19 protein-coding genes and 1 pseudogene are annotated in these 20,174 nt (G+C 48.4%); 17 read left to right on the top strand and 3 right to left on the bottom strand.

Features of this window, described 5'->3' with window-relative positions; translation table 11 throughout:
* Nucleotides 1-99: 99 nt before the first annotated feature.
* The 8 genes and pseudogenes from SIB64_RS07205 (at nt 100) to SIB64_RS07170 (ending at nt 7,404) form a co-directional block, all read left to right on the top strand.
* Nucleotides 100-711 (top strand): type IV pilus modification PilV family protein, encoded by a 612-nt coding sequence (locus SIB64_RS07205; RefSeq protein ID WP_413442564.1) that lies wholly within the window; start codon nt 100-102, stop codon nt 709-711.
* Nucleotides 611-1,420 carry a Tfp pilus assembly protein FimT/FimU gene (locus tag SIB64_RS07200; RefSeq protein WP_413442563.1) on the top strand — a complete coding sequence of 270 codons (810 nt, stop codon included), beginning with the start codon at nt 611-613 and terminating at the stop codon, nt 1,418-1,420. The genes SIB64_RS07205 and SIB64_RS07200 overlap by 101 nt, the downstream gene beginning before the upstream one ends.
* 98 nt (nt 1,421-1,518) lie before the next feature.
* Nucleotides 1,519-3,198, top strand: a complete 1,680-nt coding sequence (locus SIB64_RS07195) for a type II secretion system protein J (RefSeq protein ID WP_413442562.1) — start codon at nt 1,519-1,521, stop codon at nt 3,196-3,198.
* A gap of 152 nt (nt 3,199-3,350) precedes the next feature.
* Entirely contained in the window at nt 3,351-5,006 is a 1,656-nt protein-coding gene (locus SIB64_RS07190) for a hypothetical protein (RefSeq protein WP_413442561.1), read from the top strand.
* A gap of 4 nt (nt 5,007-5,010) precedes the next feature.
* Nucleotides 5,011-5,100 (top strand): annotated as a pseudogene (locus SIB64_RS07185) (type IV pilin protein); the annotation flags it as partial.
* Nucleotides 5,101-5,130: 30 nt separating this feature from the next.
* The gene (locus SIB64_RS07180) at nt 5,131-5,553 is read left to right on the top strand and encodes a hypothetical protein (protein WP_413443094.1); all 423 of its coding nucleotides are present in this window, start codon (nt 5,131-5,133) and stop codon (nt 5,551-5,553) included.
* A complete protein-coding gene (locus SIB64_RS07175; protein WP_413442560.1) occupies nt 5,501-6,898 on the top strand; it encodes a prepilin-type N-terminal cleavage/methylation domain-containing protein in 1,398 nt (465 codons plus the stop codon). The genes SIB64_RS07180 and SIB64_RS07175 overlap by 53 nt, the downstream gene beginning before the upstream one ends.
* 23 nt (nt 6,899-6,921) lie before the next feature.
* Entirely contained in the window at nt 6,922-7,404 is a 483-nt protein-coding gene (locus SIB64_RS07170) for a type IV pilus modification PilV family protein (RefSeq protein ID WP_413442559.1), read from the top strand.
* Between the two features lie 11 nt (nt 7,405-7,415).
* Here SIB64_RS07170 and lepA read toward each other — a convergent pair whose 3' ends face one another.
* On the bottom strand, nt 7,416-9,230 hold the full coding sequence (gene lepA, locus SIB64_RS07165) for a translation elongation factor 4 (protein ID WP_413442558.1): 1,815 nt from the start codon (nt 9,228-9,230) through the stop codon (nt 7,416-7,418).
* Here lepA and SIB64_RS07160 point away from each other — a divergent pair.
* The 4 genes from SIB64_RS07160 (at nt 9,229) to SIB64_RS07145 (ending at nt 12,216) form a co-directional block, all read left to right on the top strand.
* Complete coding sequence (locus SIB64_RS07160) at nt 9,229-9,363, top strand: hypothetical protein (RefSeq protein ID WP_413442557.1); 135 nt, start codon at nt 9,229-9,231, stop codon at nt 9,361-9,363. The two genes, lepA and SIB64_RS07160, sit on opposite strands and share 2 nt — an antisense overlap.
* A gap of 68 nt (nt 9,364-9,431) precedes the next feature.
* Nucleotides 9,432-10,979 (top strand): hypothetical protein, encoded by a 1,548-nt coding sequence (locus tag SIB64_RS07155; protein ID WP_413442556.1) that lies wholly within the window; start codon nt 9,432-9,434, stop codon nt 10,977-10,979.
* Nucleotides 10,980-10,983: 4 nt separating this feature from the next.
* Nucleotides 10,984-11,304, top strand: coding sequence for a DMT family transporter (locus SIB64_RS07150; protein WP_413442555.1), 321 nt, complete (start codon nt 10,984-10,986; stop codon nt 11,302-11,304).
* A 201-nt stretch (nt 11,305-11,505) separates the two neighbouring features.
* Complete coding sequence (locus tag SIB64_RS07145; protein WP_413442554.1) at nt 11,506-12,216, top strand: hypothetical protein; 711 nt, start codon at nt 11,506-11,508, stop codon at nt 12,214-12,216.
* 6 nt (nt 12,217-12,222) lie between these two features.
* On the opposite strand, the gene SIB64_RS07140 is transcribed toward SIB64_RS07145, so the two are convergent.
* Nucleotides 12,223-13,665 (bottom strand): malate:quinone oxidoreductase, encoded by a 1,443-nt coding sequence (locus SIB64_RS07140; RefSeq protein WP_413442928.1) that lies wholly within the window; start codon nt 13,663-13,665, stop codon nt 12,223-12,225.
* A gap of 148 nt (nt 13,666-13,813) precedes the next feature.
* Between SIB64_RS07140 and SIB64_RS07135 the strand changes: the two genes are divergently transcribed.
* Nucleotides 13,814-14,059, top strand: a complete 246-nt coding sequence (locus tag SIB64_RS07135; protein WP_413442927.1) for a NifU family protein — start codon at nt 13,814-13,816, stop codon at nt 14,057-14,059.
* A gap of 745 nt (nt 14,060-14,804) precedes the next feature.
* On the top strand, nt 14,805-15,875 hold the full coding sequence (locus SIB64_RS07130; RefSeq protein ID WP_413442553.1) for a hypothetical protein: 1,071 nt from the start codon (nt 14,805-14,807) through the stop codon (nt 15,873-15,875).
* A gap of 543 nt (nt 15,876-16,418) precedes the next feature.
* On the opposite strand, the gene SIB64_RS07125 is transcribed toward SIB64_RS07130, so the two are convergent.
* Entirely contained in the window at nt 16,419-16,748 is a 330-nt protein-coding gene (locus tag SIB64_RS07125; RefSeq protein WP_413442552.1) for a hypothetical protein, read from the bottom strand.
* Between the two features lie 1,126 nt (nt 16,749-17,874).
* On the opposite strand from SIB64_RS07125, the gene SIB64_RS07120 reads away from it, so the two are divergent.
* The 3 genes from SIB64_RS07120 (at nt 17,875) to SIB64_RS07110 (ending at nt 19,801) form a co-directional block, all read left to right on the top strand.
* Nucleotides 17,875-18,177, top strand: a complete 303-nt coding sequence (locus SIB64_RS07120; RefSeq protein WP_413442551.1) for a hypothetical protein — start codon at nt 17,875-17,877, stop codon at nt 18,175-18,177.
* Nucleotides 18,178-18,714: 537 nt separating this feature from the next.
* The gene (locus tag SIB64_RS07115) at nt 18,715-18,912 is read left to right on the top strand and encodes a hypothetical protein (protein WP_413442550.1); all 198 of its coding nucleotides are present in this window, start codon (nt 18,715-18,717) and stop codon (nt 18,910-18,912) included.
* A gap of 592 nt (nt 18,913-19,504) precedes the next feature.
* Nucleotides 19,505-19,801: a gamma-glutamylcyclotransferase gene (locus SIB64_RS07110; RefSeq protein ID WP_413442549.1), complete on the top strand. Its 297-nt coding sequence runs from the start codon at nt 19,505-19,507 to the stop codon at nt 19,799-19,801.
* Nucleotides 19,802-20,174: the final 373 nt, after the last annotated feature.

Genomic DNA, 20,174 nt, shown 5'->3' with positions numbered 1-20,174 from the left:
GAGGAAGGGTTATAGCTCATTTGACCTGCGTCTAAATCAACGACACTTAAAAGAGAGATAACAGATCTTTGATTTATCACCTCAGGAGGTGACGCAGAATTGAGATCACCGAAGCACCTACCACGAATCAATAAGCAGGTCTCTGCTTCGAAGGGCTTCACCCTGATCGAAACACTGATTGCAGGATTGTTGTTAACCCTGGTGATGAGCGCCATTGGACGCATCAGTGTCTCCGCCCTCGCTGGAAGCAGCAATATCGCTGATCGTCGTCGCATTGAGGAAGCGATTGAAAATCACATCCAGCTAGTGCAACAGGCCGATTCCCTACTCACCTACGACAATGTGCCTGTTGCCCACCGCAGTGGTGAGGCGGGCATCACGCGTGCCTGCCGTAAACCTGCTGAATACCTAGCAAAAGTGCTGGATCAAAAGGGCATGATCAACAACAGTGATTGGAGGTCTGAGAGTACAAGTGGGATCGTGCAGTTGTTCCCACCTTTCCCAAACCCTGGTAGGGACTTGGACGAGAAAATCGTCAATGATACGATCAACATCGACACCGACTACGGCTACGACGAAGACAAAGCCATCGTAAAGATCACCTACTCGTTTGAAGCTCCGGAAGAAAGCATCGGCAGAGAGAGTAGGTTCCTTGAACTCAGTCCCAACTTCCAGAGCGCATGCACACCCTATGAAGCCACTGGTTCATAAAGTCAGAACATTCGGTTTTTGCCGAGGCAACAGCAAAGGATTCACCCTGTTGGAACTGATTGTGGCGAGTGCCATCATCGCCATGACGACCGTCTGGTCTATCCCAGAATTCCGACGCGGGATCGCACAATCTCAAGTGGATCGTTACACCAGAAATGTGGAAAGTGGCCTGTTCAGCTTCAGAGCAAAAATGGGAGCATTCAAAGAAAGTTGCACGATTAACTTTGGCAATATTGCATCATTTCAAACCAACCAATACAACGACGCCTCAGTGATGCTGGAACAACAGGCAGCCCTTTCATTAAAACAGTTAACAAGGTCAGCAAGTGACCCTTTGTACCGATGCAACTACACCAGTGATGACCTCAACGATTTGATCACTGATTCTTCAGAGGTCAACAGCCAAAACGAAGCCTTGCAACGGGTTCAAGACGTAGCAGCATCGGTACGACTGGTCGGTCAACTGAACAGCAAGGAAAGCCAAAAGGTCAACGTTGCCTCCACGGCACAAACTTATACCTTTACACCTCCAGGAACCAGCATCAATGCCAATTCGATGACCCTCCTGATCCAAGCGAAAGAAGCCAATCAACCCTGGGCCCAGAAATCAGATGGGACAAGCAGACTTGTGACTCGCTGCATCGAAGCCAGCGGGAATGGCCAGGTGTTTTCAGGGACCTGGACAGGAAGCAGGTGCCAATCAAATTAAGGCTCATGTCTCTCTCAGAAAGACTTAAGTAACAACAAAGAACAGCACGCGTTTCAGAAGCCATGATGAACTGATAAGACCTTAACTGCGTCAATGCCATGAAGATGCGAAAGACGCCCAGGAAGCTGCTTATCAACAAGCACCCGAAGCGAAATATCTCTGGCTTCAGCCTGAATGAAGTGCTCATTGCTCTGGCTGCTGGAACGTTGGTGATTGGCGCCGGTGCCCTCGCCTTGCGCTCAACCCAAACGTTGATCAAAAGCAGCGGTGAGAAAACGAATCAACGCCAAAACACGGTGAATGGCGTTCGGCTGATGCGATCGGAAATTGAGCGCAGCCTTCACGCCCTAGTGAATGGTCCACCGCCAGATCCTGAACTTGCCTACACCGATCTCTCGCAATACAACAGCGCGATCCAAGAATGCCAAGCCATTGCCAATGGTCTATCGGGCACTCCAGGGGAGTTAAATCCAGAACAAAAAGCAAATTTTGCACCTCTCTTCGGCCTAAAGATGGCGGATGTATCCGGGAATCCAATCCTGTACGGATTGGGGGTTGGATCCACAAACTCAACCTTCGCAATCAAGAGGTGTGGTACTCCACTTGGCTTAGATGGACGTTATGACAACGACGAAAAACCGTTTGTAGCAACGGTTGTCGATGGGATCAGCATGATGCCATGTCTAACCTATGATGAAGATAATAGATGTATTGACGAAAACAGACCTTTCCCAGACAAAGACATCAGTGAAATCAGTGCTTTTCAGGTTCTTCAATACCTAACAGAAGGACCTAACAGTGAATACCGGTATGCCGTCAACGACAACACCACACCTACCCGGCAATACCTTGAACCTGCATTCCGTTTCGAGACCGATAACAGCCGAAAACTGATCCGGGTGATTTCCCCGATGAACTGCGACGACAGTACCGAAGTTTGTGTCGAAAACACGCAGATCTCCGTAGCCGGGTCGTCTGGTGCCAGCACAAGACAGGATCTACTCCTGACGGCCTACGCCCGAGCTGACAAGCGGCTGATGACACCCGATGGTGGGACAAGCCCACTCGGATCAGAGTGGTTCCGTGATGTGAACAGCAAAAATGTTCGCTTCCTGGTGGATGGCTCTGGATCGATGAGTGCCTGCATGGCCTGGAGTTTTAATGAGAAGGGATCCCTCGAACTCGGTGACACCAGCCGTGTTTTCCACACACCGCAAGGAGATCCCTTGTACCGAGGCAATTCCTATGAATCATCAAGGGCCATCTGCAACGAAACCAGGATGGAACGCCTGCAACGGGAACTCTCTGAACTCATTCAGCAACTTCCCAACGACACCCGCATCAGCCTTGAAGTGTTCAGCACACCGGGTTATTACAACAACCGCCAATGGCAGAAATCCAAGGATGGCCTTGTCACTCTTGGTGATGGAGACAATCGCGATTCAGCCCTTGAATTTGTCAGTTCGTTGGATGAAGCTGCGGGGAATACTTGGGGAGGAACCAATCCTTGGCAGGGCTTGAACCGATCATTCAGTGATACAGAGGCAGATACGTTGTATTTCCTTTCAGATGGACTACCAACCACAGCACTGAGCATCCCTGGCGAGGATGCAAGTTACTCCAACCAATACAGACCCGCCGCAACTTATTACGCGAATTTAAACAACTCAAGACAAACAAAGCCACTTCAGGTGAACACAACATCGGTCATGCTTGGATCTGAATGGATGGAGAATCTAGCAAAGAATACATCTGGAAACTATATTCAAAGCCAATGACGAGAATCCAACCCAATCGTCATCAATTTCAGAGCAAAACCCCCTCAAGGGAATAACGTAAAGCCGAAGCGAAGCATCCCAAGGATAAACCAATCAACATTGCACTAAGTTCTATATTCTCTATAATATGCACTTAGAGCTGCCCTGTGTCGATGCTCAACAAAAGCAGGCCATTCAGCTTTAATCGTGGGCTATCGACTAAGCATCAATCTCTATATCTAATCCATGGTTCGTATATCAATACACCATCATCAGGTGGTTTTGTTTTACCAATGGTGATCGCTGGTGGCCTTATTTTAATGATTGGCGCACTCATCCTCTCAATGAGAAGCTTCAGTGGTCTCAGAGGTGCGATACGACAGAGTCAAGGTACACAAGCAGAGGAAATTGCCGAAACCGGGGCGAATATGATTATCCAGGAATTGAATCAAAATTATCCCTATTTACTCGTTGTCGATTGTGAAGTCACAAACAATTCAGCCTCTGAGCAGATGGAACCACCAGAATGTGAGGAAGGATGGGAATCCTACGAGTTAGATGAAACAAATCCAATTGGTAAGTGCACACAGCGGCAAGACTTACCAAAAAACGCAATCGAAATGATTGAGTTCAAGAAGTTATTTTACCAACCGGAGGGGAAGGGGTACTATAGGCTTAGAGGCTATGAGTTTCTTGGGGACAGGATCCAGGGGGGCACCGCAATAATCCAGGTCCAAGGACAGCTCAGACATGGGGAAGACGATGATCAAACAATAACTTCATCTGCAGTGCTCGAGAAAGAAATAACAATTGTTCCAAAATGTTGTGATTTAGCTCTTTTTGAAACATGTAACAGTTCCCAAGGTTGGAGTTATGGTCTTGCAACGGAAACCATTGCCTTGCAAACCGGCGATATCATTGACGAAGATCCAGATGTCAGCATCAGTGGAGCCAATGTTCATTGCAGTAGCTGCAACGAACCCCCAACAGACAAATGCATCGGTTGGTCAGATGCAGGGCAAATGATTCCCCTCGCCAAAAGGGAGGCTTGTAGAAACGGTGTTGATATCACGGAGGATATGGTCGGAGTAATCGATGGTGAACGCACAAGTGGTTCCATTGATATTCCAGAAGCACCAACGTGGAACACAGAACGATGGGGCGACCCAGAGCCATTTACGATTGGATATGATCCTTTTAGACCAGATCGTGGATATTATGCTCCAAAAATTACCCACGCAAATCAGGAAGGACCACACCCAAACATTGACGGATGCTACACAGAGATAACAAACAGTAAAAAAACAACACATTGCAGAATAAAAACGATTACTGCATCATCGCAAAGTAAACTTGACATTGATCCAGGAGATGGAGACATTCGCTTCTATGTAGAAGGATCAACGATTAATCTTTCAGGTGATCATTTCATCATTCCTGACGACGCAAAATTTGGTCAATTCGCAATTTTTGGGGGAGCCTCCACTTGGGAATCCGCACACGAAAAGTTTAAAAGCTGGGGCAAAGGAGACAAAAGTCTCAACTTTTCCGGGAGTGGTGAAATCAATGCGTTTCTACATATGCCTTATTTCAATATCAATTTTTCAGGCGGGGAGTGCTGGAGGCCATTAATTGTGCGTGGTGCAGCAATAACAAACGGCTGGAACTCCACAGGCGATTGCGCCCAAATCCAGGTTCCAACAAACGCGAGTACAACGATATGCGATACCTACAGTGTTTGTTCGACAACATCAAGCAAAACAAATAACGATATGGAATTCGCAGCAATTGGAACAAAACGTTGGGATTACGTTCAATTGCAACCATAATCATATGAGAAACATTTCAAACAAAACCAACCAGAATGGATTCACACTCATTGAATTACTTGTCACTGTCTCCATCATCGGAATCCTTAGCGGTGTTGCATTGGTGAATTTTTCCAGAACCTGGATGGATCAACGATTGCTCTCAACCACGCGAGATTTAGAGAATTGGCTGAATGCTCAAAGGCGCGATGCAATCAATAACAGTTTGACTTGCACAATACAATTTGATCCCCAGAACAAAAAACTTACCAGCAGTTCAGGAAACATTTTTGATCTTCGTGAATCATTTGGAAATAACCATGAAAAATTGACACTTAAATCAATCCCTAACAACGATCCAAAAAGCGAACCCGGTGGTGTTCACTTCTCCTTCCGCGGATTGAGTCAGAACCATCAACTCACATCGGACGGTACATTGGAGTTGAGACTCAAACTTGATGGTCTCTCCACAGAGCGCTGTATTCGCATCATCTCGCCGATCGGCATGATCCGTGATGGCTCCGCACCTGACAGCAATTCGTCATGCCGCTATCAGTCGACGTATTGACGATGATTTGATGAAGCGTTCCCTTTTCACAACGAACCAGGGATTCACGCTGGTTGAATTGATGGCAGCTCTTGTTGTTGCAGGGCTGATTGCCTTGGTGACAGCAACGGTTTTGATTCAAAATGCCGAGAGCAACGCGAGAGCCGAGAGCAGAAGGCGCCTTCTCGAAGACTGGAACCGTGCCACAAACCTTCTGCAGGATGAAATCGCCATGAGCCAAACAGTACTTAGTGAAGGCGATGATGAGCCCATACGTCTGAGCACGGATGGATGCGACTGGCTCGACAGCGATGATGCGAACCTAAAACTGCAGATGCATCTGCCAGGCACACTTCCAGATGTGATTTATGGAATCCGATCGATTGCGAGCCTCGAAGCTGACGATCCAAGCCAGCGAAACCAATGGATCGGAGGCCCTGACGCCGGAGTGTTGATCCGATGCGGACCTGAATTATTGGTCAATCCAGACGGAAGCACCTCATACAATCAAGGGGGCCCTTATCAACAATCTGTGATGGTTGACGACCTGGATATAACAAACAACAACGGCCTAAAAATATCAAAAGAAAAAACACCTCAAGGTGATGTCAATCATAAACTCATTAACTTTGAATTGGCACTAAAAGGGGATTTCCAAAATATTAGTTCTGAATCTAATTCTTCATTTCGATTAGGAAGCAGTGGCCTCTCCCGCATCAATGATGTTCCGCCAATCCCAGGAGAGCAATCTGTGTGCGAGAAAGTCTGCCAACAGCTTGGTGAACCTTGCTCAGGAGCCGTCACGACAATCATTGGTCCACCAAGAGATTATATTGTGGATGAGATATCATTTGGCACGGCGACCTATTGCACCAACAGAGAAGTTGAACAATTTGACAAAGTTCGTGGAGTCAACAATAACAATATTTACATTGAAGGGAATTATGTTTTAGATGGCAATCCCACCCCGAACCGACAAAACGGTTCCTATGGCATTGAACTTCTCGGCGGGGAAGGCCGCAATGTCTTGCTTGGTACTCCTCTTAACGACACCATTCAGGGGGGGCCGAGTCATGATGCTTTGATCGGACGCGGAGGAAACGACACGCTCCGAGGCTTTGAAGGAGACGACAGCTTCATCCCCTTCTCAACCAATTCCGAAGATTCGAATGTCATCAAAGCCTATGGTGGCGGTGGATTTGATCGCGTTTACATGCAAAAGAACAAGTCAGATTACGTCATTAAAAACAATTGCACCACCACCAAGTGCGTTGTCAACAATTCTGGAGGAGGGGCCTCTGCCAGATTATTCGAGATGGAACAACTCGTCTTTAAAGACGAAACATGCAAAGTTCCGGATTGTTGAAACACCAAATTCATGTCAATCGGGTGCACAGTTCAGTCCGTAGGCAAGGATTCAGCCTGCCGGAGGTGATGATCGCCGCCTTGATTTTGATGATCATTCTGGCTGTGGTCGTGGAATCGCAACTGAATTCATTCCAGACCATCGACAAGACCAGACAACGCAATGCTGTCCAGGCAAGGATCGCCAAAGACCTTAACGCGTTAAAAAATCAGTCTGACCGCTGGGCATGCCTCACGGGAACATCTTGCACAGGTCTGGCGGCTGATCAAGACAACCCCATGCGGTTTGATTTGAGCGAATGTCAGAAGGACAATCCCCTCGAGACTTACCCCATTGAGGATGCATCACTTGAGGTGGGTACCAATGGGCTATTGATCAAACGCGAGATGACACACGCTCCCACCAACCGGCATATTGATGTGAATTACACCAGTGAGGTTGGTGGAAAAATCATCAACATCAGCAGCACTATTACACCGGAGTTTTTAAAATGGTGTGGATTATGAAATGGGTATTCTTAACTCGCCTCGTTCAATTTCAACACAGCCATGAACGCCTCCTGGGGCACATCCACCTTGCCCATCGCCTTCATCCGCTTCTTGCCTTTTGCCTGTTTCTTCAGGAGTTTCTTCTTGCGTGAAATGTCGCCGCCATAGCACTTCGCCAGCACATCTTTGCGGATCGCACTGATGCTGGTCGACGCAATGATCCGGCTACCGATCGACGCCTGGATCGGAATCTTGAACTGCTGGCGTGGAATCAGTTCCTTCAATTTCTCCACAAGCGCCTTGCCCACGTTGTAGGCCTTGTCTTGATGAACGATTGTGGTGAGCGCATCCGCCCGTTCGCCATTGATCAACACATCCAGGCGCACCAGTTGATTCTTGCGATAACCAATCAGGTGATATTCCATCGACGCATAGCCCTGGGTGCGGGTCTTCATCTGATCGAAGAAATCGGTCACCACCTCTGCCAGAGGTAATTCGTAAATCAAGGTGACCCGATCGGTGGTAATGAACTTCATATCGATGTATTCACCACGCCGTTCCTGGCACAGGCCCATCAATGCGCCGTTGTAGTCGTTCGGTGCATAGATCTCCATCCGCACGTAAGGCTCTTCTATCGATTCGCGTTTCTGGGGGTCCGGCAGGGTTGCCGGGTTGTCCACCATCTCCTCATTGCCATCGATCAGGTTCACCTTGTAAATCACCGATGGGGCGGTGACGATCAGATCAAGGTCGTACTCCCGCTCGAGCCGCTCCTGAACAATTTCCATATGCAGCAGCCCCAGGAAGCCGCAACGGAACCCAAAGCCCATCGCACTGCTGGTTTCCGGTTCGTATTTCAGGGCTGCATCGGAGAGCTGAAGCTTGTCGAGCGCATCACGAAGATCGGGATACTGATCAGCCTCCGTTGGGAACAAGCCGCAGAACACCATCGGCTTAGCTTCGGTGTAGCCCGGTAAGGGCACATCGGCCTGCGCATTCAGCAGGGTGATCGTGTCACCCACCCGGGCATCGGCCACGGCCTTGATCGAAGCCGCCAGGTAGCCCACCTCGCCGGCATGGAGCTCATCCACCTTCTTCTGATCAGGCGCCATGATCCCGATCTCATCGAGTTCGTAGCTCTTCTTGCTCGCCATCAGCAAGACCTTGTCTTTGCAGTTGATCCGGCCGCTCATCACCCGGAAATAAACAATCACGCCCCGGTAGGGGTCGTAATAGGAATCAAAAATCAGCGCTTTGGTGGGTTCCGCAACGGCATCCTTCGGTGCCGGCACCCGATCCACAACGGCCTGCAGGATTTCTGGAACCCCCATGCCGGTTTTGGCTGAGCAAGGGATGGCGTTGTCGCAGTCGAGGCCGATGATCGCTTCGATCTCCTCCTTGATCCGATCGGGATCTGCACCAGGAAGATCGATCTTGTTCAGCACCGGAATGATCTCAAGATCGTTTTCCAGAGCCAGGTACACATTGGCGAGGGTCTGGGCCTCCACCCCCTGGCTGGCATCCACCACCAGCAGTGCCCCTTCACAGGCCTGCAAGCTGCGGCTCACCTCGTAGGAGAAATCAACGTGGCCGGGGGTATCGATCAAATTGAGGACATACTCCTCCCGATCCGCCGCCGTGTAGTTCATCCGAGCGGCCTGGAGCTTGATCGTGATCCCCCGTTCCCGCTCCAGATCCATGTTGTCTAGGAATTGCTCCTGCATGTCCCGGTTGGCCACCGTACCGGTGTCCTGCAACAGACGATCCGCCAGGGTCGACTTGCCGTGGTCGATATGGGCAATGATGCAGAAATTACGGATCCTTGAGACGGGAGCGTCGGTCATGCAGCGGCGGAATCCCGACTCGGGTCCTGATGTCCTTCAGGCGATCCTAGGCAGCGACGAGATTCGTGGTGTTCAAGGACGCAAAGCATCAATCCTCGACCGGTTTGAGCTTCCTTATGACAAAAAGCTATGAACAAACAAAGTTTTCGAAACCAAAAATCGCCGATTCGATAATGTAAGATCGAAATAGAGAAACACAACATGACGATATCCACCACAAGCGCACTGCAATCCACAACGAGTTACGGACCCTTTTCAAAATACATTGATGTCTACGGACTAAAAATCCTCGGCCTCAGCGGCATCGGTAGTCAACCGGAAGTGCAGGACGAATTTCTCAAAAAAACAGCGCAAACATTTAAACTTTTACTCAACCCCAATGCGGCGGGGATAGACGCAGCGTCGAGAACACGCGCCTTGGAGGGGTTGAACTCCTACAACGTGATCCAGAGAGTTGGGGTTGGTTCCTACGACGCCTACTCACCATCGCTCGACAGCGGATCGTATCCCGGCTGGCATCAGGTTAATGACAACAACAACGCAACAGATTTCATCTGGCACCTTCAAGATCGCAACGGAAGCTTCAGCCCATCCGGCAAGAACCAAACGACCGAATTACTTGAACATGCTTTGCATACGCTGTCGCAATTCGCATTGCCTTCAGCATTTCCAAACGAACTGAATGTTTTCTCTAGCAATGGAAGGGCGGATGGAATTTCGGGAGATTTGTCTGATGCCTATCAAGAAGCGGTTCGCAATGGTGTTTACGACCCATCTGATTACTCAGGCGCTAACGATGGTAGTGATAGTTACGCACAATTGCTGCTGAGAGAATACGTTTTCTGTCTGATTTTTGCCGAATGGGGCTTCACCCAAGCGCTGGTTGAAGGTGGAACGCTTGCACCTGAATGGTCTGATTCACATCTGTCTCAGGCGGCCATCGCACGCGACAACCCAATTGGGCATCGGCTTTTCACCAATAACATCTCCAAAATCATCAGCAAGCCTTCGCTGCAGGAGTTGGGCCTGATCTTCAAAGACGGGGACCAAGGGCTATCGGGTTATCTGCCCTCGAACGGCCAAGCGGTCCCGGAACCGCCGAAACCCGAGGCACCTCTCACTCCTGACCCCAGCATTGCAACGCCAACTCAGCCCATTCCAGAACAACCTCAGACCCCATTGCCATTGAATGATCGAAAGCCAATCCTCGATCATCACACTCAAACTCCGCTTTCAAACCTGCCTTCCCCTGCTTCGGTAATAACACCCACACCACCCATCGAGACTGCTGTTCCAATCGATCTCAAACCCAACGTCATTCCTGATGAGAGTCCGATCCGAGAACCCATCACCAAGGAAACGAATCGATTTGCTGGGAAAGGGCGCAAAAAGCTGCGCGGCACAACAGGAATCACCAATTTTATCTTTAAAAAAGCAGAGAAGTTCACCAAAAAGAATGCTGATTTGATCATCCGCTTCAACCCCGACGAAGGTGATCGCATCCTTTTCGACTTAGACGAATACGTGGTCCTTTCAGAGGATTTAAGTTTCAAAAAGGCGCGTTCAAAACGCAAGTTGAAGTCCTTGGCAAAAGAAGATATTGATCTGATCTACTTCCAGAAAAAAGGAGCGCTTTACATCAATGGCAATGGACCCGCCAAAGGACTGGGTGATCCCGATAAAGGGGGTTTGCTGGCCATCCTCAAGGGAAATCCTGGCTTAACAGGCAACGACCTTCAAAGCCTCTGAGCCATTGAGCAACCCCTGGCCCCTGCTGCTACTGGCGATCAGTGCCGAGGTGATCGGCACCTCCTGTCTGCGTCTATCCGAGGGCATGAGCAAACCATTACCCACCGTGCTGGTGCTGATCGCTTACGCCATCGCGATGTTCCTGCTCTCGAAGGTCGTGCTCTCGATACCCCTCGGCCTCACCTACGCGCTCTGGAGCGGCATCGGCACCGTGGCCATCGTGCTGGTGGGCCGCTTCGCCTACGGCCAGCTGCTCGCACCGGCGCAACTGCTCGGCATCGGCCTGATCAGCGCCGGGGTGGTGATCGTGAATCTCGGCAAATAAACATCAGCTCGCAGGCGATGGGCCTTGTTTAACAAGGCGGATCAACCACACCCCAGACAATCGATCCTGCTCAACATCACCATCAACATCAACAGAAACAGCAAAGGAATAGGCCTGTGATCAAAATCACAAGCTTTCTTGATAGCAATCAATACTTGGTTCAAAACAGCCAGTTATTTATGAGTCATCGGGTTACTTCCCATGGCTTCTTTTCTTCAACGATTAACAACCACCAAGTCATCGCCTGATCTGCGCAATGGGTTCACACTGACAGAGGTTCTTATCTCCGGAAGCATGCTGAGCATGGTGATGGCGAGCATGGCGCAATTCACGGTAAGTTCCCTGTCCAGCAGTGCAGCCACGGCACAACGCCAACGCATTGAAGGAGCGATTAATGACAACATCCAGCTGATCTACCAGGCCGATATTCGATTAGCAAAAACATTCGAAACAAACAAAACATCACTGCCAAGTGCCTGCAAAAACCCCGCTGCTTTTCTGGCTTCGATACTGAGTCAGTCCAGTGGTGAGAACTTCGTACCAGCACCGATTATTCCAGGTGGTAGCCAAAGCGAACGCATCAAGAGAACGATCACTCCAGATCAGACCACTGGACTAACCAAAGTGGTGTACCAGTTTCGAGGTCCTGAACACAATGTTCAAAAAGAACAACGCATCCTTGAGGTGCATCCACGTTTTCAAATCCACTGCGGATTGGTGGAAGAAGCGAGCACCGACAGTGAGGAAACCAGGCCCACACAACCACGCACAAGCTCCAAACAGAAGCAGCGCAAACCAGCAAGAGCCAGCAAAAAACAGGAGCGCAGACAAACCAGTCCGAAGAAAATTGCATCCAACAGAACAAGCAACCGCTGCCGAAGGGCGCTGAACCAGAAGCGGAAATGCGGGTGAATCAACTCAGCCGCTGAGCCCAAGCACCGCATTACTGCGTTCCCGCATCTTCAGCAGCACCGCTGGGTCCGCAAAGGAATCCTGTTTGAAGCTGGGCAACAATCGCTGCAGCCGTTCCTGCCAATGATTGCTGGCGAAATGATCGGGGAAACAGCGCTGCAGCACCTCGAGCATGATCGTGACGGCGGTGCTAGCTCCAGGGGACGCACCCAGCAGCGCCGCCAGGGAACCATCCGCAGCGGCCACCACCTCCGTGCCGAGCTGCAGCCGTCCACCGGCCTTGCTGCGCTTGATGATCTGCACCCGCTGGCCAGCCACAGACAACCTCCAGTCCTGGGGTTGTGCCGTCGGCAGGAAATCCTGCAGAGCCTGATGCCGCTCCTCCGGGGTCTGACGCAACTGGTTGATCAGGTAGCGCACCAGCTCCACATTGTTGGCGCCCACCTGCAACATCGGCAACAGATTGGTGAGACGCACCGAGGCCGGTAAATCCAGGAGTGAGCCCTGCTTCAAGAATTTGCTGCTGAATCCAGCGAAGGGACCGAAGAGCAGGGAGCGCTGACCATCGATCCAGCGGGTGTCGAGATGGGGAACCGACATCGGCGGTGCGCCCACGGCCGCCTTGCCATAGACCTTGGCGTGATGGCGTTCGGCCAACTGTGGCTCGTTGCAGACCAACCAAAGGCCACTGACAGGAAAACCGGCGAAATCATCCGCTTCACTGATGCCTGAACGTTGCAACAGCGGCAAAGCACCACCGCCCGCACCAAGAAAAACGAATGGAGCCCGCACCCTGTGGCGTTTTGAACGCGAGCGAAGCGTTAATTGCCAATCCGCTTCAGTCATGTCGGTTTGCCGCAAGCGTTTGAGGTCCTTCACCTCCGTGCCCGGCAGGAACGTGAACGCCCCACTGGCAGTAAGCAACTTCAAATAAGAACGCGTCAACGCACCGAAATCCACATCGGTGCCCCGTTCAATCCGGGTGGCAGCCACACCCTGCTGGGGATCACGCCCCTCCATCACCATCGGCATCCATTCGCGGAGCTCCGCCGGCTCATCACTCCAGCGCATGGACGAAAAGGCAGGCAGATCCTTCAACTGGCTGAAGCGTTGCCGCAAAAACGCGATGTTCTGCGGCGTCCAAACCGCGCTGATATGCGGGGCCTGATGGAGAAATGCGGAAGGATCGAGTCGTCCCTGCTCATGCAGAGAACTCCAGAATTCAAGGCTGCGCTCGAAGGATGCGTTGATGCTCAGGGCCTTGGCCGTTGCAACGCTGCCGTCGGCCTGCAGCGGCGTGTAGTTCAGCTCGCAATTGGCCGCATGGCCTGTCCCGGCATTGTTCATCGCTGCTGAACTCTCCAAGGCCGGAGCGTCAAGACGCTCGATCAGCAGCAGGCGCAGATCCGGATCCAGCTCATGGAGCAGCACCGCAAGGGTGGCGCTCATGATTCCAGCACCCACAAGAACAACGTCGTAGCGGCTGTCAGAGGGTGAGGAGCTGTCGTGCTGCACCGGAGCGTGGAGTGGAAACCGCTCTCGTCACCCTATGGGGCCACTCCGTAACCTGGGGATACAGGTCTTTTGGGATGGATTAATGAGCACCGAAACCATGGCACTGACGATGGAGAACGTCGAGAAAGTGCTTGATGAACTCCGACCCTTCCTGATGGCCGACGGCGGCAACGTGGAAGTTGTTGAATTGGATGGACCGATTGTGAAAGTGAGATTGCAGGGGGCCTGTGGCAGCTGCCCCAGCAGCACAATGACGCTGAAAATGGGGATTGAACGCAAGATGCGGGAATCGATCCCGGAAGTGAGCGAAGTGGTTCAGGTGCTCTGAAGCCCATGATCTGAGAAACAATCACCGCATCGAACCGTTGCTTGCTGACCGGAGCAATTGCTTGAAAGAAAACAAAAATTATATTGACGCATACGAACAAATCCGCAACATTCACAAAAGATATATTTTTAATTCTATTGAATTGACATTGACAGTTGTTTTCAAATTAGCCGAATCTTTCCTTAAGCATCAAGACCTAACGCGTATGAATGGGCTTTTACCCCCCCAGCAAGTATTAAAGTATTGAGACAACGATAACATCGCGAAAAGCAACATTTTTACAGCAAGTCTATTTATAAGTCGAACAAAAAGCACCAAATACAGAATGCGAGTGGGATTTACATGCAATGGCAAGGGCAATCACTTCTGGAGACTTCGCTGCCAAAGAAGAAATCTCATCCAAACCAAAAATTTACAGATCAGCTACAGAAACAAATTGCGGAAGTGCACGTGAGACCCATAGGTCGACATGAAAGAGATTCCATGCTGGAGAAACAGTAAGCATGGGTTGCCAGCATTCCTTGACAAGGACTATGCGCAAACAAGTGAGGCTCATGGAGAACGATAAAAGAGAGTCAAGAAGGAACACTTCAAGAATTCCAAGAGCTCATTAAATAGATCACGACACCCGCTGAATTCACTAAACCCAACAATATTCAAAGCAATTATAGAAATATAAATTCTATTGGTACATACTTTAGCCAAACTGGCACGAGGCTACAGTAATAGAAACTTATTATTTATCATGGCGAAAGCATTAATTCATTGGCCTGGCAAGAAAGATTTGATTATTTCACGCAAAAAAGATTCGTTCAATCTTAATCAAGATTTTTATAATGGTTCGAATCAGGATGATAATTTTGCCATTTGGATGTTTGATCACCTGGCACCACCCGACGCAAATATAGATTGGAAGAAGGTATGGAAAAAAGAAAAAACTTTAAAAAATACTCCGATTATCCTCTGGGATGGTGATGATAAATTTGATGTACCTGCCTGGGATGGCGATGGGCGCGACAAAGAATTTGATTACGATTGGATCGTTAATGGAATGAAAGGGAAAGACAATATTGGCAATGACAATCATTCACAAGACTACTTTCGTGGAGGCAAAGATGATGATTATTTGTATGGTGGAGAAGACGGAAATGATGCGTTATTTGGAGATCTAGGAGATGATACTTTATTCTCAAGCAAAAATGGCATTAGTCTTATGAGAGGCGGCCCAGGGAAAGATATTTTGAATTCCAATCCTAATCGTCATATAAAAGGCTTAGGAGAAGAAATCTCCTATAAAAGTGATTTTTTAATCGGCGACCCAGGAAAAGACATTCTCAATGGGGGAATTAAGTTGAATTACTTTGTACTGCCAGCAGACAATGAAAACCTGTCCAAAAGAGCGCGAAGTGCAGACGTTATTCGAAATTTTGACACTACATATGATTACTTAGTCCTTCCAGGAGTTGATGCATATTCGCAAATAAAGCCCGTCAATGTTGCATCAAAGGACAAGACTTTTTTATCAATTGACAATGAAAATGGAAAATCAATTGGATATGCCGGTGTAATAAGAGACGACCCCGAGCTTCGCGGCTGGGGTAATTGCGATTTTGAACTTGATCCAGAACATGTGATAATCGGTGACGACGCCAACCTGCTATTAATGGCTGCTACTGCCGAAAATTGGAGAGACATTGAGACTACAATGGATGATTTAGACCTTCCAACATCGATAAACGCGAAGCTTTTTGGACTCAACCGGAAGAATAATCTATTTTATAAAAACTCATGCAGTACAATCAATCCGGAATCCTGAAAATATAAATTGCAAAATAGACCGTTACGCATTGGCCATTAAAGACACATTAGGTAGGCTCCCATTGAGCCTTACTTTTGTACTGAAAAGAAAGAACTATATTTAATTTTAACTTGGCAAAAACCAATCGGTATGGAATCACATAATTGCTTAAAAATCAATACACTCACTCAAGCACAGGGAAGATATCATTAAGCATTAGTCGAAACAAAAACTATAATTCACAAGAAGCAAGTGATATGATATATTTTGGGAATAGATAATGATTAATTCACAACCTAAAGAGCGGCAAGAGTTGATGCACGGCAATTGCTAGTTATTGCTTTCAAGGTAATTCAGCAAAATAGACACACAAGCTTGACCTATCATTGCAACTATTACCAACACTGAGAATGGTTGGACATCAATCTGCAGCATAGCATTATGAAATAAGACAACTAGGCTAATTGTTGAGAAGCAAAGTAAACAAATCACATCCACTCGTCATTTGCTAAATATTTTTGATCAAAACTAAGCTGATTTTGCAGAAAAGAAGTGAATAGCTCACTGATTGCATACTGCTTTAGCAAGAGAGCTTCCCTTGCTGCCAGGATCGATGACTTTCCAGGCATTATCTTCATCGTCCACATGTTTGTATCGCATCGGATTGCATGAAAGCATTATTTGAAAAATACCAAAATCAGTGTCTTCAACCAAGAGGGCTCGTTCGCCATCAAACCATTTGTATTTAATATATCTACAGCCACCGTCATCGTCACAAGCGACTGCATTCCAGCCCTCCTCAATGGGGTGTGCAGATGCAGTACGAAGGTCAGCAAGGGACAATGCAGCAAAAGCGGAAGCTGTTACAGCTGCTGAAACAACACAGGACAAGGACGTAGGGAAAAAGTTCATTGATTTACAGATGCCAAGACAGAAGCGAAACGAATGAACCAACAGTAACGATCCTTTTCTGGATTTCCACCCTCCCTCCATCAGACAACAAGAGAACACAACTGCCAAGATCAAATAGATCGAAAAACAATTGGGTCGCCCCTTCGAGGCACATTTTATGCCGGAGTTGAGAGCATGAAACCGTTGCTCCTTCTTGTTGGATGCATCACAACCAAATCAAGAGCTCGATTTACACCATGGATTTGCGGCTAAGAATACAAATTAGAGATCGATCCTGAATGCAACGATGGCCTTTTCACTTCAGGACTGTTTTGAATATGAAAATATATTTTATAAAGCTTCTATCATTGGGCTAACAATAATGCAATGGTTCCATCACCCATCCAGGTGGACTAATTCGCTGATCACCCTGCCACTGGCGCAAAAAAATTCAACGAGCAGACAATAAAGTCACCTTCACTTAACGGCTTTTCTTGACGTTTTGTCGGGAGATGATCGATGGCGACACATCAACGCCCCCCTGCTTTTCCCTGTCAAGCGTCTTGTATTGCTTTCAGCTCGAGTGTGAGGAGACGCTCCAGAATCAGGCTTACCGACGAGTTCTCAAAAAGCTTGCTTCCTGAAGTTTCAGGGATCATTTTGAATAGCGATGCTCTCTCTGAGCATCCCAAATGTCTGAACGCCTATCCAAGCGCCGCCTAAATTCAGACAACGAAACAGATGGGTCATACCCCCGCCTAACATCCCGTTCTGCGGATCGTTGCATGCGATCAAGTTTTTTTCCACGATGATATTGATAGCTTTGCTTGACCTCATCAGGTCTCATAGTGCGCACGCACACGGTTTGACCACCTGAAGAAATGGAATTAGCACAGCCCTGAGCCAATGCAGATTCTACAAGTACAAATGGACTCAATGAAATTACGATGATGCCTAAAAGTTTCATGTTTTAAATTGGGTGTGTGGAGGTCTTCCGCCCGATACGCTTACCATCGCTTGTTCTCTCTTGGATTCCATCACCTATTCGGGGGATTTTTTCTCCTGATCAATCCCCAAAAGGGTCTATTCCCCATCAGGATGGGCAGCAGAACTAACGAATTGAGCGATGCAACCCTGCAGAGATGATGCACGCGCCAGCTTCAACCATCTCTTAGTTGCCCTACTTCCTCTGGAAGCAGCCAAAACAAAAGAGCTTGTACACGACCCAGATGATCGGGTCAACCGCTGTATTGAGCTGGTCAAAGCTGAGGCTTCTGAGGCGGCTGCTTTAATCGCTGAATGTGCACCCTATGGAAGGCCGATGCTTGCTCAAGCACAGACGAAGCTCGGGCACTTGGAGGCATTAAAAATCCTAGGGGAAGCAGCTTATTGCCAGGCGCAGGCCACTTCAGTCCTTAAAGACAACTGAAGCATTGCTTCTGATTCACTGTTGACTGAATGGACAAGTAAGACGCACTGATCCTTGAAAAAAAGATCATGAGTGAAGCGAATAAAGGGATGTATCATCAATCAATACAAGAAAATGTCCACTAGCCACTGGCCTAGTAGTCACTAGCTCAGCACCCCGAAGCTGCCATGGGGATGCCTGGATCATTGCTTCCAACGGCCTATCCCCTCACTGATTTCTGATTTGATTCAACACAAAATCATGACCATTATGCAGATCGCTCGAACTGTCTGCGACGCATTTTGTCCAGTCAATCAAAGGATGAAATCAACAGAGGGAATAGACAGAGACCCTACAGAAAACAGTCCAAAATACGAATGTCGCCCTTAGGCCTCGGCCACTGTTCTTCCCCAATGACCGACCCAAACATGCTCTCGATCCAACATTGATCCCTCACACCGCTTCGGCTGTGAGTAGGATCACAGCCAAATTTGATCCAGATCAACTCGAAATTGAAACAAGACGGCGATATTGAAGTCTGAACTGAACCAAGATTCCATGAGCAACGAATTGAATCTGGAAGCGCTTCAGGAGATCTCAGGTGGGCAGATCATCTTTAGGGATGTATTAAGCGGAGAAGTCATTGATCTAGATAGCTCAACAAAATCAATGTTCAGCAAAAACTATAGAAAATATCTAAAGCGACTAAAGAAGAAGAACAAAGGTCAGAGCAAACTCAGCAAATGCAAATGGTGAAGTAACATCAGAACAACCAGTCATTTTCACTAGATCACCTAGACAGACAGACAGACAGACAGACAGACAGACAGACAGACAGACAGACAGACAGACAAACAAACCAAGATGGACGCGCTCGAAAAGAACTGTTTCGATCTTTCAACAAGATCGAGTCTCTCCTGCAACCTTCAAAGTTTGAATTGGTTGAGTGAATACAAGATTGTGAGCGTCTTCAAGGGAGTGTCTCGCAAAGATGTCATTGGTGCATAAGAACCTTTGGGTCTCCAAGTAAACTCTAAGCCTTCAATCTTATTCTCTGAGGGCCTTTGAACAAACTGCCGTTGTGCAAGGCACAAGCCCCCTCAATGCAACGCAATGCTCATTCCAGTTTTCGCACAAACAACAACACACACCTTCCGTGCATCTTTCAGCATGTTTCATCTTGTCGATCACCCCAGGTGATGATCGATGGATTGAACTAGCCCAACACCACTGCTCTGCTGAAAGTAGATCTCAGGACTGAATAACAACTTGATTGGACGGGAGGCACAGAATCGTTCATATCCTCATGCACAGAATAAACTGGCCAAAGCAAGATGCTGGCTGAGACGTGATTTTAGAGCGTTTATTTGTCTACGGCAGCCTAAAATGCGGAGGAGAAGCGCATCATCTTCTTGCAGGATGCCCTCGAGAAGAAGACGGTGATCTCAGCCACGTGCAACTGAAAATCCATAAGGGATACCCCATGCTTTGCAATGGCAACAGCACTGTGGCAGGCGAGGTGTATTGGATAGCCAACACCCACTGGCCTGATCTCGATGCCTGGGAGAATGCGCCCAACACATACAAAAAAAATCTGCGAAGTTTGGACGACGGTCGGCAGGTTTGGGTTTACGAAGCCGCCTGAACCTGGCTCGGGAACACAGATTCAAAACCGCTGATCAACATCTCTATGGCTAATGAAATAGTTATTCACACTCCAGTCACAGCAAGGGTTCTCAGATGGCCGGTACTCACGTGGTAGTAACAGCAGTGGACACACTTTTACATGGCGGAGACGGAGCGAGACAGCGTTAGCTGTCGAGCTAATCAACTGTTCTTTCTTCATCAATTAGCTTTGGCGCCAACTGATAAGTATGTAAAATTGAGACCTGTATATACAAACTGTGGGAAAACTTTCAAGCAAACATAGTCATACCAATGGTTTGCATAGGAAGCATAATTTGCGACTATGGAAAATTATTAGCGTCAACAGTTCTTCTACAACTGTAGGCACTACC

The sequence above is a fragment of the Synechococcus sp. MIT S1220 genome (assembly GCF_047303025.1).
GTDB lineage: Bacteria > Cyanobacteriota > Cyanobacteriia > PCC-6307 > Cyanobiaceae > Parasynechococcus.
The sequence above is the reverse complement of the archived record's forward strand: the minus strand, read 5'-3'. Positions and strand labels throughout refer to the sequence as shown.

Bases quoted from the DNA above. Each gene is read 5' to 3' on its own strand.
- SIB64_RS07195 (WP_413442562.1), top strand. From the start codon at position 1,519: ATGAAGATGCGAAAGACGCCCAGGAAGCTGCTTATCAACAAGCACCCG.
- SIB64_RS07190 (WP_413442561.1), top strand. From the start codon at position 3,351: ATGCTCAACAAAAGCAGGCCATTCAGCTTTAATCGTGGGCTATCGACT.
- SIB64_RS07180 (WP_413443094.1), top strand. From the start codon at position 5,131: ATGGATCAACGATTGCTCTCAACCACGCGAGATTTAGAGAATTGGCTG.
- SIB64_RS07175 (WP_413442560.1), top strand. From the start codon at position 5,501: ATGGCTCCGCACCTGACAGCAATTCGTCATGCCGCTATCAGTCGACGT.
- SIB64_RS07160 (WP_413442557.1), top strand. From the start codon at position 9,229: ATGCAGCGGCGGAATCCCGACTCGGGTCCTGATGTCCTTCAGGCGATC.
- lepA (WP_413442558.1), bottom strand. From the start codon at position 9,230: ATGACCGACGCTCCCGTCTCAAGGATCCGTAATTTCTGCATCATTGCC.
- SIB64_RS07155 (WP_413442556.1), top strand. From the start codon at position 9,432: ATGACGATATCCACCACAAGCGCACTGCAATCCACAACGAGTTACGGA.
- SIB64_RS07145 (WP_413442554.1), top strand. From the start codon at position 11,506: ATGGCTTCTTTTCTTCAACGATTAACAACCACCAAGTCATCGCCTGAT.
- SIB64_RS07140 (WP_413442928.1), bottom strand. From the start codon at position 13,665: ATGAGCGCCACCCTTGCGGTGCTGCTCCATGAGCTGGATCCGGATCTG.
- SIB64_RS07135 (WP_413442927.1), top strand. From the start codon at position 13,814: ATGAGCACCGAAACCATGGCACTGACGATGGAGAACGTCGAGAAAGTG.
- SIB64_RS07130 (WP_413442553.1), top strand. From the start codon at position 14,805: ATGGCGAAAGCATTAATTCATTGGCCTGGCAAGAAAGATTTGATTATT.
- SIB64_RS07120 (WP_413442551.1), top strand. From the start codon at position 17,875: ATGCAACCCTGCAGAGATGATGCACGCGCCAGCTTCAACCATCTCTTA.
- SIB64_RS07115 (WP_413442550.1), top strand. From the start codon at position 18,715: ATGAGCAACGAATTGAATCTGGAAGCGCTTCAGGAGATCTCAGGTGGG.